The sequence below is a fragment of the Trichococcus flocculiformis genome (genome assembly GCF_963662535.1).
GTDB classification, from domain to species: domain Bacteria; phylum Bacillota; class Bacilli; order Lactobacillales; family Aerococcaceae; genus Trichococcus; species Trichococcus flocculiformis.
In genome coordinates, this window is the sequence record NZ_OY759718.1 from 402,139 (window position 1) to 416,368 (window position 14,230).

9 protein-coding genes are annotated in these 14,230 nt (G+C 42.7%); all 9 read right to left on the reverse strand.

Going from position 1 to position 14,230, the window contains the following annotated elements:
- Nucleotides 1-2: 2 nt before the first annotated feature.
- Nucleotides 3-2,021 (reverse strand): DHH family phosphoesterase, encoded by a 2,019-nt coding sequence (locus ACKPCD_RS02230; RefSeq protein WP_338114736.1) that lies wholly within the window; start codon nt 2,019-2,021, stop codon nt 3-5.
- A 2,936-nt stretch (nt 2,022-4,957) separates the two neighbouring features.
- Entirely contained in the window at nt 4,958-5,200 is a 243-nt protein-coding gene (gene rpsR, locus ACKPCD_RS02235; RefSeq protein ID WP_068562133.1) for a 30S ribosomal protein S18, read from the reverse strand.
- Between the two features lie 43 nt (nt 5,201-5,243).
- Nucleotides 5,244-5,795 carry a single-stranded DNA-binding protein gene (gene ssb / locus ACKPCD_RS02240; RefSeq protein WP_068562132.1) on the reverse strand — a complete coding sequence of 184 codons (552 nt, stop codon included), beginning with the start codon at nt 5,793-5,795 and terminating at the stop codon, nt 5,244-5,246.
- A 38-nt stretch (nt 5,796-5,833) separates the two neighbouring features.
- Entirely contained in the window at nt 5,834-6,127 is a 294-nt protein-coding gene (rpsF, locus tag ACKPCD_RS02245) for a 30S ribosomal protein S6 (protein WP_068562131.1), read from the reverse strand.
- A gap of 466 nt (nt 6,128-6,593) precedes the next feature.
- The gene (gene gyrA, locus ACKPCD_RS02250; protein WP_068562130.1) at nt 6,594-9,224 is read right to left on the reverse strand and encodes a DNA gyrase subunit A; all 2,631 of its coding nucleotides are present in this window, start codon (nt 9,222-9,224) and stop codon (nt 6,594-6,596) included.
- A gap of 18 nt (nt 9,225-9,242) precedes the next feature.
- Nucleotides 9,243-11,180 (reverse strand): DNA topoisomerase (ATP-hydrolyzing) subunit B, encoded by a 1,938-nt coding sequence (gyrB, locus tag ACKPCD_RS02255; RefSeq protein ID WP_288926550.1) that lies wholly within the window; start codon nt 11,178-11,180, stop codon nt 9,243-9,245.
- A 4-nt stretch (nt 11,181-11,184) separates the two neighbouring features.
- Nucleotides 11,185-12,306: a DNA replication/repair protein RecF gene (recF, locus tag ACKPCD_RS02260; RefSeq protein WP_068562128.1), complete on the reverse strand. Its 1,122-nt coding sequence runs from the start codon at nt 12,304-12,306 to the stop codon at nt 11,185-11,187.
- Nucleotides 12,303-12,569 carry a S4 domain-containing protein YaaA gene (gene yaaA / locus ACKPCD_RS02265; protein ID WP_068562139.1) on the reverse strand — a complete coding sequence of 89 codons (267 nt, stop codon included), beginning with the start codon at nt 12,567-12,569 and terminating at the stop codon, nt 12,303-12,305. The genes recF and yaaA overlap by 4 nt, the downstream gene beginning before the upstream one ends.
- A gap of 363 nt (nt 12,570-12,932) precedes the next feature.
- A complete protein-coding gene (dnaN, locus tag ACKPCD_RS02270; RefSeq protein ID WP_086988991.1) occupies nt 12,933-14,084 on the reverse strand; it encodes a DNA polymerase III subunit beta in 1,152 nt (383 codons plus the stop codon).
- Nucleotides 14,085-14,230: the final 146 nt, after the last annotated feature.

Here is a 14,230-nt window from a genome sequence, read left to right on the forward strand (position 1 = left end):
TATTATTCCCCTTCCTTGATTTTTTTTGGATCTATGACTGCCTTCAATCTCTCAACGACTTCATGGACCGTCGTATTCTCAATCTGCGTGGCTGCATTGGATAAATGTCCGCCTCCGCCTAATTTTTCCATGATAGTCTGCACATTATATTGCCCCAGACTTCTGGCACTGATTCCAACTCTGCCGTCCTGACGTTTTGTAACGACAAATGAGGCGTCTACTGCTTCCATCGATAACATCGTGTCGGCTGTTTGAGCAGCGACAACCGTATCATAGATTTTTTCATCTTCTCCATGGACGATTGCGAGGTTACCGTTCACAAATTCCATCGTTTGCAGCAAATGACTACGCAACAGATAGGTATCCAAGTCCTCTTTCAATGATTTCTGGATCAGAACGGTATCCGCTCCGTTCGACTGCAGATAACTGGCAGCATCAAAAGTCCTGGATCCGGTTCTCAAGCTGAAATTGCGTGTATCGACAATAATCCCAGCCAGCATAGCCGTTGCTTCTATCTTATTGATGGCATCCATCTCATTGGATTGATATTCAAACAATTCAGCGATCAATTCCGAAGTGGATGACGCATAGGGTTCCATATAGACCAAAACAGAGTCTTTGGGAAATTCTTGTCCACGTCTGTGATGATCCAAGACGACTATTTTTTTGGACAGATTCAAAAGTCCAGGGGCCGGTGTCATGGAAGGACGATGCACGTCAACCATCACGATAAGCGTTTGCGGAGTCACCAATGCCATTGCCTGCTCAGGCGAAATGATTCGCTTCGCAATCAAAGGATCTTTGTCTATCTCCTGCATAATCCGATTCACATCATTGGAAAATTGCTGCGGATCCAATACTATCCAAGCCTCCCGATTGTTCATCTGAGAGATTCGGCGGATCCCTAAACAGGAACCGATGACGTCCATATCAGGATAACTATGCCCCATGATGATCACTTTATCAGCATGAACGATGAGTTCTTCCAAAGCCTGGCTGATCATTCTTGCACGGATACGAGTCCGTTTTTCCATCGGATTCGTTTTACCACCATAGAAACGGGCATCTTCATCTTCAGCCCTCACAACAACCTGATCGCCACCTCTTGCCAATGCTAAATCAATATTCGACTGCGCCATTTTAGCGACTTCTTTAAAATTGGTTTGCTCAAAAGTTTTCTCATATGAGAAGCCCATACTCAGTGTCAACGGAAAATTTTGCTTGTAGGTTCTTTCTCTGATTTGATTTATGATATCAAAATTGTTTTCTTCGATTTTATTCAATGCACGCATATTGGTCAATGCTATGAAGCGGTCATCATCCACTCGTTTCAAAAAAACATTATTCATATTAGCCCAGTTTGTGAGTTGGTTCGTCAGATAGTTGTTTACATTCGATCGCTTGCGATCATTCATGGATTGGACAGCCTCATCATAATTGTCGACAATGATATTCCCAAAAACAAATTTTTCATCTTTGTATCTTTCTTCAATTTTGGCATACTCCGTTATGTCCATCAAATAAATGACGCCAATATCCTCTTGAATAATCATATCAAAATAATGATCTCCCCATTTCACACGGCGCATCACATAATCCTGCGAACCCTTAAAAAGCTGATATAATTCTTCATCGACCACGTTCAGCTTACGTCCCAATGTGTCTTTCTTGCCAAAATACTTTATTAAATATGGGTTCATCCATTGGATTTCTTCTTGCTTATTATATAGAAGTATCCCAATAGGCATTTTAATTAAAGCCTCTTGTTCACCTTTTTTTATTCGATAAGATAAGTCAGATATGTATTGATTAGTTTCGTCAATCAAATACTCCGAAGAATAACTGATGAACCCAAAAATTCCAACGCATAAGAGCATAATTCCAATTCCGATTTTCCAATCTGCAATGAAAGTTAAAACAACAATCATAAGCAGTAAGAATACGATAATCAGGAAAGGAACCTTAATCTTGTCAGCCTTTATGAAGTGAGGAAGATTTTTTAACTTTTCCTTTATTTTCATGATAGCTCCTTTACTGAACCTACAATTTGCACTTGTACATTTTAACATATTCAAATAATAATAGCTATAATGCCCTTTCCAGAGGGATTAGTTACCATTTTAGCGTCAAAATGAATGTTTCACGTGAAACATTTCCTCTGTATAAAGTACGTATTGCGGAGAGCAGGTTTTCTGAGCGAGAACGATTGTTGCTATATTTCAGGCATTGAAAAGTATTCATTTACCCAGTGATGATATCTGTGCTCAATAATCGAAGTCTCAACTGTTATCATTTAGCGTTCATTAGACCCTCGGCTAGATTGGATTATAATGCTGTATTTTTTCTGGATATTTTTTCAAAGCATACCTGCATTTTGGATAAGTAATTCTCTATTACTGGATTTGCATGTCGTGAAAATTTATCTTTCAAAATAGTTACCATTTTCGACATAAATGTAATTATTATTATAGTTATAAGTTGAATGCGACTCCTTCTACTATTCAATAGTTCCACGTGAAACATTGATTGATTACGCTCTTCAATTTATCCTCAAATTCTGAATACGTTTATTTTTTGACCAATGTTCCACGTGGAACGTTTTTAGATTTGATCTCTACTTTTTCTATTTTTTCGCATAGACTTGCTCTCTTTCACTTTTATTATTTAATTAGTTTTTTTAAAAAAAACGATTTTCGCGATGACTTCTATTACTATTTCACTGATGATTTGAATAATCTAGCTATACGATTTTCTCCTTTTTTTTCATATAATCTGCAGTATCCATTTCCGTAATTGAAAATGGATTTTCATCCTCTCACTTCTCCCCAGCTTCATTTCATTGTAGTAGCTCCTGTTTTTGTGGATAACTCAAACTATCCGCAACCTTTTTAGTTATGCACATTTTCCAACGACGCTCTGTGCATAACTAAATTAATTACCACATCATAACCTTGCTGCAGTAGGATTTCTGTCATAAAATGACTTTGTTGATAACTTATTTTTCTGATACTATTCATGACACCTTTACTACTCTCGAATACCTGTGGATATCCTGTGCATAAGTTGAGTTAAGTGCGCGGATTCCTTCATTTTATTCTGAACATTTGTTTGATAAGTATTTTAATGAAATGAAACCCTTTATTTTGTGTGAATTTATTACTATTTTTATGAAAAAAGCTGGATTTTGAAGAATTCACTCTTATCTCCAGCATTTAGTCATTCCCGCTCGTTTGCAAATGCATACCAGCATCCGCCGTTGATATTATCAGGATTCTTCTGTGGATAAAGTTCAGGAAATAGTTTTCCACATCCTATCTTTGAATGTACTATTGGTCTCAAAATCATCGTCATATCCTTTTGTGGATAATTGAAGAATAAACATATAATCAGCCTGTGTACAATCCACGGAGCCTTTTCAGGTTATCACATGCGTCCGTCTATAAAACCATCTCATTAGTATAGTATGTAAAAGGGAGTTATTTACTCTTACAACACGTGATTTAAATTTTGGTTCCCCCGCAATCGCCCAATCATCATAGAGGAGATTTTGTCTGAATAGACTTCCTCTTTTTCGTCTTTTAGAAGGGATGATACGATACAAATTTCTCAATTCGTAGAAAAAACATCGCTTGACTCGAGTAGTTTCGATTTATATGAATAAAGTCTCGGACTCATATTTTATGAAAATTATTAATTAATCCATTCTTGAAATGCGATGGCCTCTCAGGAATAACCGTCTGAACGGAAATATGCGACTACCGATCTGATATATTTTGAATAGTCTCGATCTATTTTTATCTTGAGATATGATACTTGCCTTAGTTCAGATTTGCGTGTGAACTTTTTTCATGGCAAACCTGATCATCTACTCATACGTTCTAAGCCTATGTATGGTATCAAAATCGCCAACTTTTGCCATTGATGTTGAACGCGTTTGATGCTGGCCCTCAGATTCTTTTCGATTTATACCAGAAGGAATCCAATTTCTTGGCCCATGGCGTCGGTTTGTTATATGGCATTGGCGATGATAGGGGAGTACTGTTGTTCCTTCAGCTCTACGTTGCCTTGTCTTGAGCAGCTGCTTCCGCTTTTATATTTGTTGAAGCGGGTTTATGCATTTTCTTTATTGAAGCCGATTCACTATTTTCTGGCTCATTCATTGTTGTTGATTTTTACGATCCATCATCAGCAGGCCTTCTATCATTGTATCGATTTGCTGATCGGGATAACCATAGGACGGATGATGGAGTGGAAGATTTTATTTTTTCTGGATTGCACGCTTCGGGTTTTCCCCATAACTCAGTTCTTTCTGCTTTCAGATTGTAGCGATCTGAAAACTGTTTTCAAATCAAATCAGCGCTCAAATGTTCCACGTGGAACATTTGAGCGCTGGCGATTTTTCTTTATTCAATTCGGCTATATTTAAGCTTATGACAGCACCTGTATTCTTCTATGAAGATTTACCCTAGTATAATGTTAATTCGTTCTTACAAGCGTAAAATGACCCGATCAGATCATTTTAGTTCTTAGTCCTATGCCTCCGATGGAGAATAATCACTCATTGCAACAGCCAGGTATGGAAAAAAGGTTGAGAAAGCTTTCTGCTAGCATGAAGGAGAGGGCATGTAAATTGAGTATCACATCTATTGAGCGAGGAATGTATTTGAATGATCCACTCTCAACCTGAAAAAAAATAGTCTATCCTCAGCCGGTTGAGCAATACAAAATGAGAGCTGGGAGCAGACACTGGGAACGGAAAGATGAAGCAAACTGTTTGCTTCACCTGAGCATACTGATCGTTCAAAAGAAACGGATAGGGCGTGTCCAAAAAAGTTGTAGCCGAAAGAGGAGGAAAGGGGAGTCCCGTGATATCCGATCCGCTGCAAGACGTGTTCGTGTTCAGCAACTATTTTTGGGTACAAAAAAAGGAGCGCTCCTGGAAGCGACTCCCTTAATCTTATTCTGCTAATGTAAATGGCATAAGAGCCATGATACGAGAACGTTTGATAGATACAGTCAAAGTTCTTTGATGTTTAGCGCATGTACCTGTTACACGACGAGGTAAAATTTTACCTTTTTCAGATATATAACGTTTCAATAAATCAGTCTCTTTGTAATCTACATGATCAATGTGGTTAGCACAGAAGTAACAAACTTTTTTACGTTTGCGTCCGCCTCTGCTGTTACGTTGAAATGCCATGTCAATTCCTCCTTTTCCTAAACTAACCATTCTGCCCTAAAGACTAGAATGGCAAATCATCATCTGAAATGTCAATTGATTCTCCGTTTGATGAAAACGGATCGGCAGTTGAGTTAAAATCAGAAAAACCGTTTTGTTTCGGAGAAGAGTATTGATTATTATACTGTCCTTGGTTTTGGTTAGATTCAAAAGATTTGCTTGATCCGAAGTTTGCACTCGGAGCTGCTTGATTTGAAGAACCTGCGCCAGTCTCTCTCGGTCTTTGTTCGGTAGTTGTTTTCGATTCCAACAATGTGAAATTATCTGCAACAACTTCAGTCACGTATACGCGCTGTCCTTGCTGATTATCATAATTCCTTGTTTGGATTCGGCCAGTGATACCGACTAAAGAGCCTTTACGAGTGAAATTTGCGAAATTCTCTGCAGATTTTCTCCACATGACACAATTGATGAAGTCAGCTTCTCTTTCTCCCGCTTGGTTCGTAAACTGTCTGTTTACTGCAAGAGCGAAGGTTCCGACTGCTGTGCCGCTGGATGTATAGCGTAAATCAACATCTTTTGTAAGTCTGCCGACTAAGACAACATTATTAATCATTCATCTTACTCCTTTCAAAATGTTTCACGTGGAACACTTTATTTAGCTTCTTCTTTAACAATGATGTGGCGAAGAATATCGCTATTGATCTTTGCTAGACGGTCGAATTCGTCGATTGCTTTAGCGTCTGAAGCAGAAATTTTCACGATATGGTAGATACCTTCACGAAAATCTTTGATTTCATAAGCTAAACGGCGTTTCGCCCAGTCTTTTGATTCAATAACTTCAGCGCCATTATCTGTTAAAATAGAATCGAAACGTGCGATCAATTCTGCTTTAGCTTCTTCTTCGATGTTAGGACGGATAATGTAGTTGATTTCGTAATTGTTCATTTGACTGTCACCTCCTTGTGGACTTTGGCCCTTACTTTTGTAAGAGCAAGGAGAGTACCTTTTCAGGATTACTCACATCTAAAGATTGTATCATATTCCATTTTTTATGGCAAGCTTTTTTTTGCCATGAATTCGGAACTGGGGGTAACTCACACAAATGAATCCAGCCTCCGCTGGGCAGTCCGCAATCATATCTGTGAATTTTTACTCCTGCTCCGGCGAACAAAAGCTTCGCCGAAGTTAGGCAAACATTATATTGCTTTCCTTCGGTAGGATCGGCTTTATCGGAGGTTCGACCAATAACGGTCTCTGTCCTCCGATGAACAGCCGCTACACCGGAGCAACAGTCCGATCCTGCAGCTCCGCTGTGGCAGCAGGCAACTAGCCGAAATCCAAAGTACACTAAAAAACGGGGCTATCTCACACTGAGACGGCCCCGTTCTGAATTAGTTTCGTTTTTGACGCTTTATTCTTCCGAATCTTCTTCATCCAACAGTTCATCTGCGAAATCGCTCAATTTATCGGCCATTTCGGATGTTTCCGTTGTATCTAATGTATTTGCCTGTTCAGTTGCATCAAATGCTTCTAAGGCGTCATTTTCGCCCTCTGAATCTATTTCTTCATTCAGGGGAGCAACAACAACTTCTTCATCCTCTTCGCGCTCAACTTTTGCCATTGTCGATACGATAGCTTCGCCATCAAGCTTGATCAGACGCACGCCCAGAGTGGCACGGCCTGTTTGGGAAATGGCATCGGCGTGGAAACGGATCATGACACCTTTATCTGTAATGATCATGATGTCTTCTTCGCCGGAGACAGTCGTCAAGCCCACCAACTTACCGTTTTTCTCAGTGATGTTGGCTGTTTTGACCCCTTTACCACCACGGCCTTTAATGGCATATTCATCAGCTGCCGTACGCTTGCCGTAGCCATTTTCTGTGATGATGAGAACTTCCGACTCGTGTTTCAGCACATCCATGCCGACAACATAGTCGTTTTCTCTCAATTTCACGCCACGGACACCGGTAGCAGTTCTCCCCATATCGCGGACATCCTTCTCATCAAAACTCACGGAGTAGCCGAAGTGCGTTCCGATGATGATGTTCTGGTTGCCATCAGTCAAGGAGACTTTGATCAGCTCATCCTCATCCTTCAGGTTGATTGCGCGCAGACCGCTTTGACGGATATTCTGGAATTCCGTAGCGGATGTCCGTTTGACGGTACCCATCCGTGTCGTGAAGAACAAGTAATCTCCGTCTTGTGGGCCGCCTTTGACGTTGATGATGGCTTGGATTTTTTCGTTGGCATCCAAATTCAGCAAGTTAATGATCGGCAAACCTTTTGCCTGGCGGCCGTACTCAGGCACTTCATAGCCTTTTGTTTTGTATACTTTCCCTTGGTTCGAGAAGTACAGCAACACATCATGCGTCGATGCCGAAATCAGCGTTTCGATGAAATCATCATCATGGATACCCATACCTTGGACACCGCGTCCGCCGCGTTTTTGGGCTCTGAATTCGCTGTTTGGCAAACGTTTGATGTAGCCGTTATGAGTCAAAGTCAAGACGATGTCTTCCTCTTCGATCAAGTCTTCATCCTCAAGCGACAAGACTTCTCCGACCAACAGCTCCGTGCGGCGTTTGTCGCCGAATCTTTCTTGGATTTCAAGTAATTCTGTATAGATGATGTCGAAAACACGCTGCTCATTCGCTAAAATATCAGCCAAATCAGCGATCAGAGCCATCAGCGCATCATATTCCGCTTCAACTTTTTCTCTTTCCAAACCGGTCAGACGCACCAGACGCATATCCAAAATGGCTTGCGCTTGTTTCTCAGAAAGACCGTATTTGTCGATGAATATTTGTTTGGCTGCATCGCCATTGTTTGAACCGCGCAGAATCGCTACGATCTCATCGATATGATCCAAAGCGATCCGCAAACCGGCCAAGATATGCGCACGGGCTTCCGCTTTTCGTTTGTCGAATGCGGCTCTTCTGCGGATAACTTCTTCTTGGTGTTCCAAGTAGTGGACCAGAATCTGCTTGAGTCCAAGCACTTTCGGGATGCCTTTTACAATCGCCAACATATTGAAGCCGAAAGAGGATTGGAGCGGCGTCAGTTTGTACAGATTGTTCAGAATGACGCTGGCGCTGACATCTTTGCGGACATCGATGACGACACGCATGCCGTCGCGGTCGGACTCATCCGCCAAGTCGGTTATGCCTTCGATCCGTTTGTCGCGGGCCAGTTCAGCGATCCGCTCGACCAATTTCGCCTTGTTGACCATATAAGGCAATTCGGAAATGACGATGCGTTCTTTGCCGTTTTTCAGTATTTCGACTTCTACACGCCCACGGACAATAATCGATCCTTTACCTGTTTCATAGGCTTTCCTGATACCTGATTTGCCCATGACGATACCGCCAGTAGGGAAATCGGGCCCAGGAACGGCTTCCATCAATTCGGCAGTCGTCGCATCTGGATTGTTCATCAGGATATGCAAGGCGGAAATGACTTCCGTCAGATTATGCGGCGGGATATTTGTTGCCATCCCAACGGCGATACCGGAAGCACCATTCACCAGCAGGTTAGGGAAGCGGGCCGGTAATACATCGGGTTCACTTTCGGAACCGTCATAGTTATCGTGATAATCGACTGTATCTTTATTGAGATCACGCAGCATTTCCAAAGCAATTTTTGACATCCGCGCTTCGGTGTAACGCATCGCTGCGGCGCTGTCTCCATCGATGGAGCCGAAGTTTCCGTGTCCATCTACCAGCGGATAACGGTAACTGAAATCCTGGGACATACGCACCATCGATTCATAGATGGCACTGTCACCGTGGGGATGGTACTTACCCATTACGTCCCCGACGATACGTGCGGATTTTTTGTGCGCTTTATCAGGCGTGACGCCCAATTCGCTCATGCCGTAAAGGATACGGCGATGGACCGGCTTGAGTCCGTCACGGACGTCAGGCAAAGCCCTGGCTACGATAACGCTCATGGCATATTCCAGGAATGACGTTTCCATTTCATGGCTCAATTCCCTTTGTTCCATGGCTTGATCATTTACTTTTTCAATTTCATCAGACATTTAGTCTCCAACCCCCTTTTAGATATCCAAGTTCTTCACGTAAACCGCATTTTCTTCGATGAAGTTCCTTCTTGGTTCTACATGATCCCCCATCAGCATGTTCAATGTTTCGTCAGCTTTGACGGCATCATCGACAGTCACCTGCAGGAAGTGACGGTTCTCAGGGTTCATGGTCGTATCCCACAATTGTTCTGCATCCATTTCTCCAAGCCCTTTATAACGTTGGATGCTTGGTTTTGGCGAGTCAGGGATGGAGGCCAAGTACTCTTCCAGTTCCTGATCAGTATCGAGATATTTCTCTTTTTTGCCTTGCTTCACTTGATACAAAGGCGGTTGTGCAATATACACATATCCAGCTTCAACCAAAGGACGCATGTAGCGATAGAACAGCGTCAACAGCAACGTACGGATATGCGCGCCATCGACATCGGCATCGGTCATGATGACTAATTTATGATAACGCGCTTTGGAAACGTCGAAGTCTCCGCCGAATCCTGTACCCATCGCCGTAAACAGCGAACGGATCTCTTCGTTGGCAAGGATTTTATCGATCGATGCTTTTTCTACGTTCAGAATCTTACCGCGGATCGGCAGAATCGCCTGGAAGAAACGCGAGCGTCCTTGTTTTGCCGAACCTCCGGCTGAGTCCCCTTCGACGATGAACAATTCAGATTCTGCCGGGTTTTTGCTGGAGCAATCGGCTAATTTTCCGGGCAGATTGCTGATTTCCAATCCGCTCTTCTTGCGGGTCACTTCACGGGCTCTTTTGGCTGCCAAGCGTGCTCGGGCGGCCAACATGCCTTTTTCGACAATCTGACGGGCGACTTGTGGGTTTTCCATCAGGAATTTGTCGAAGTACGTTGAAAAAAGTCGGTCAGTGATGGTACGCGCTTCGGAATTGCCCAATTTTGTCTTGGTTTGTCCTTCGAATTGCGGATCCGGATGTTTGATGGAGAGAACAAGGGTAAGGCCTTCGCGCACATCTTCACCAGTCAGGTTCTCTTCATTTTCCTTAATGATCTTATTACGTTTTGCATAGTCATTGATGACACGCGTCAAAGCAGTTTTGGCGCCGGATTCGTGGGTTCCGCCTTCATAAGTATGGATATTGTTGGCGAAGCTCAGAAAGTTTGTATGATAGCCATCCGTATATTGGATTCCTACTTCAACTTGAATATCGTCCTGTTCGCCTTCGATATAAATCGGTTCTTCGAAAAGGACTTTTTTGTTGCGGTTCAGGAATTCGACGTAGCTCTTGATCCCGCCTTCGTAATGATATTCTTGTTTCAAAGGTTCTTCCGGACGATTGTCGACGATCGAGATGTTCAGTCCTTTATTCAAAAAGGCCAATTCCCTCACACGCACAGCTAATTTTTCATAATCAAAAACAGTCGTTTCCCTGAAGATTTCCGGATCCGGAAGGAAATTTACGGTCGTTCCGTGCTTATCCGTATCGCCGGTCACTGTCAATTCGGAAGTGATGTCCCCGCGCTCAAATGTCTGCGTATAAATTTTGTTGTCTTTATGTACACTGACGGACAGCTTGGAGGAAAGGGCGTTTACGACGGAAGCTCCAACACCGTGCAGGCCGCCGGATACTTTATAGCCTCCACCGCCGAATTTACCGCCTGCGTGAAGAACAGTGAAGACTGTTTCCACAGCGGGACGACCGGTATTGGCTTGGATATCGACAGGAATGCCGCGTCCGTTATCGGTTACAGTGATGCTGTTGTCCTCTTCGATTGCGATTTCGATTTTTGTCGCAAAACCAGCCAGCGCTTCATCGATGGAATTATCCACGATTTCCCAGACTAAATGATGCAGACCTGCGCCACTGGTGGAACCAATGTACATCCCGGGACGTTTACGGACTGCTTCCAGTCCTTCCAGAACCTGGATCTGACTGGCATCATATTCCTTAGCTCGTTCAGCTTTGTTCTTTTCGTTTTCTACCATTCTGTTACACACCTTCCATTTCTACTTCACCGTTTTTTATATGGTAGATAGTCGGTTCGTCTATCTTATTCTTCTTTATGCCATCCAAACTGGTTGTCGTCAAAAAGGTCTGAACCTTCTTCTCGATCGCTTTCAACAAATGGGTCTGGCGTTCATCATCCAATTCTGACAGGACATCATCCAACAAGAGGATCGGATACTCCCCCAGAACCTCATTCATACATTCGATTTCCGCCAGTTTGAGACTGAGGACAGTTGTTCTTTGCTGTCCTTGAGAGCCAAAGTTTTGGACATTGCGCCCGTTCACCTGAAAAACCAGATCATCACGGTGCGGGCCGAAAAGGGTGACTGCCTGGTCTCTTTCACGGCTTTTCCCTTGCTTGAAAGCTTCCATCAGTTTCAAAAAAAGAGCGTCCTTATCCATCTCATCCGACAACTCGACATTGGATTTGTAGGCGATAGTCAGTTCTTCCCGCTCCAAAGAAATCTCTTTATGAAGCGGTTGGGCCCAGGCTTCCAATTTTTTGATGAACTGCAGACGGTAGACCAGCAGATCGGCACCCAAAATGGCCAATTGCTCAGTCAGCACATCCAAATAGACTTCATCCTTGGCTTTGCCGGTCACCAACTGCTTCAGATAAAGATTCCGTTGCTTCAGTATCCGCTGATATTGCACAAGATCATGCAGGTAGACCGGGTTCATCTGGCCCAGCTCCATGTCCAGGAATTTTCTCCGGTTGGCCGGTGCACCCTTGACTAAATTCAAGTCTTCGGGAGCAAACAACACAACATTCAGTTGGCCGATGTATTGGCTCAGCTTTTTTTGCTCCAAATGATTGACTTTAGCGATCTTACCCTTTTTGGAAAAAATGATTTCTAAAGGGAATGTTGAAACCCTTTTTTGGATTTTTCCGGTTATCTTGGCGGAGTCTTCTTGCCATCGAATCATTTCTTTTTCGTTTGACGTACGCGGACTTCTTGCCAAAGCCAATGCATAGATAGCTTCCATGAGATTGGTTTTGCCTTGCGCATTCTCACCTAAAAACACATTGATGCCATCTGAAAAGGACACAGAAAGAGACGGATAATTCCGAAAATTTTGCAGCGTCACTTCTTTCAGGATCATGCTTCGGACTCACTGTTGTCTTGCTCAGCCTCTTCTTTATCCGATTTTGTTGACTGAATGAAGAAAGTGCCTTCACCAGGGATGTCGATCATCGTACCAGGAAATAATTTGCGGCCTCTGCGGTCTTCTTTTTCGTTGTCTACATACACCACATATTCTGAAAGGAACCATTTGGCCATACCGCCGCTGGAAATCAGATTGACATGTTTCAGTAGTTGACCAAGAGTAATGAACTCTGCGTCAATATTCACAATATTTTTCAAGAAATTCACCTATTTTCCAATAAAATAAGCGTGGAAAACAAAATCCACGCGACCATGCTGATTAATACGTTTATTATACTATTTTTTTTGATCAATTTCAAATTTTCGCGAAAAAAAAGGCCCTTATTTCAATTTTTTTAGAAAACAATACAAATTGGCTATATCCAAACGAAAGCGTCTATAGGCTTATAAATTAAAAATTCGCGTTTTTTATTCATTTTATCTTTATCTGAACAAAAGGACCGAATGCTAACTTTCTTCCTATAGGAAAACAGCAGATCCAAAATTTTTCATTTTCAGATAAACAAAAAGCAAGGAAACGAAAGCATACGTTTCCTTGCTTTTTGGATTTAAGCGGTGGGATCAATAAGTCCTTACAGGCGTGATCAACTGGATGAACGAATTATCGTTTTCGTCTTCACGATCCGCCGGTACGACTGTGAATGGCCGTACAGCTGAAGTGAAATTGACTTGGACATCCTGTTGGCCGAATGTGCGCAGCGCATCCTTCATGTAATCAGGATTGAAGGATATGATCAGTGGGTCGCCACTGGCGGACTGATAGGCTAGGGATTCCTCCACATTACCGACTTCAGGTGAGTTTCCTGAAAGCTCGACTTTATTGGAGTCAATGGACAATTTGACGACGTTGTTCTTTCCTTCATGCGAAAGCAAGGAGGCACGGTCGGTAGCCTGCAGCAAATCGTAAGCGTTCAGGACAATCTGTGTACTTGAGCTGGCTGGAATCAAGCGATTTGTATCGGGATAATAGCCCTCCAACAAACGTGAATAGAAATAAACATTTTCGGCTTTGAAAAGAACCTGGTTCTCCGTGATCATCATTTCGATGGTTGGTTGGTTCTCAACGATCCGTGACAGCTCTACCAGGCTTTTTCCTGGAATGATGACATTGTAGTTTTTTTCAAGCTGTGATTCCGGCGCGGCAATCGAGATGATCCGTTGGCTTAATCGATGGCTGTCCGTAGCGACAGCCGTCAATTTGCCATCTTTGATGGTCATGTTCACTCCCGTCAAAATCGGACGGCTTTCTTGTGTCGACGTTGCGATTACCGTATGTTGGATCACTTGTTTGAACAGGGCTGTCGGCAAGGTGATGACTTCATTCGAATCGATGACCGGAAAATTTGGATAGTTGTTTACATCGATTCCGTTGATGGTAAAAGAAGCTTTTGCCGAAGTGATGTTTGTCTGGAAGTGATCTTTGACTTCAATCGTAATTTTTTCATCAGCTAATTTTTTTACGATTTCACTGAAGAAACGAGCTGGCAAGACAATGCCGCCTTGTGTGTGGATTTCGATCTGGTTATTCTCTTCCGACACAGGAATCAGCGTTTCGATGGAAATATCCGAATCGCTTCCGCTCAATACGATCCCATTTTCATCAGCACTGATTTTTACCCCTGTCAAAATAGGAATTGTCGTTCTGCTGGAAATAGCTCTTTGTACGTCAGATAAGTGTTTGATCAAAACCTGACGATTAATGGAAAATTTCATAATAAGGGACCTCCGATGGTTATTCATATAAATTAAATAATATTAGTAATAGTAGTAGGGCCTGTTCATACTGTGGATAAGTGAAAGAAGCCGATAAAACCAATCGTTTTCCACTTGTGGATAACGTGTTCGTAAATGGCGTCTTA

Excerpts from the sequence above, each read along its gene's own strand:
- ACKPCD_RS02230 (WP_338114736.1), bottom strand. The coding sequence starts at position 2,021 with ATGAAAATAAAGGAAAAGTTAAAAAATCTTCCTCACTTCATAAAGGCT.
- rpsR (WP_068562133.1), bottom strand. The coding sequence starts at position 5,200 with ATGGCATTTCAACGTAACAGCAGAGGCGGACGCAAACGTAAAAAAGTT.
- ssb (WP_068562132.1), bottom strand. The coding sequence starts at position 5,795 with ATGATTAATAATGTTGTCTTAGTCGGCAGACTTACAAAAGATGTTGAT.
- rpsF (WP_068562131.1), bottom strand. The coding sequence starts at position 6,127 with ATGAACAATTACGAAATCAACTACATTATCCGTCCTAACATCGAAGAA.
- gyrA (WP_068562130.1), bottom strand. The coding sequence starts at position 9,224 with ATGTCTGATGAAATTGAAAAAGTAAATGATCAAGCCATGGAACAAAGG.
- gyrB (WP_288926550.1), bottom strand. The coding sequence starts at position 11,180 with ATGGTAGAAAACGAAAAGAACAAAGCTGAACGAGCTAAGGAATATGAT.
- recF (WP_068562128.1), bottom strand. The coding sequence starts at position 12,306 with ATGATCCTGAAAGAAGTGACGCTGCAAAATTTTCGGAATTATCCGTCT.
- dnaN (WP_086988991.1), bottom strand. The coding sequence starts at position 14,084 with ATGAAATTTTCCATTAATCGTCAGGTTTTGATCAAACACTTATCTGAC.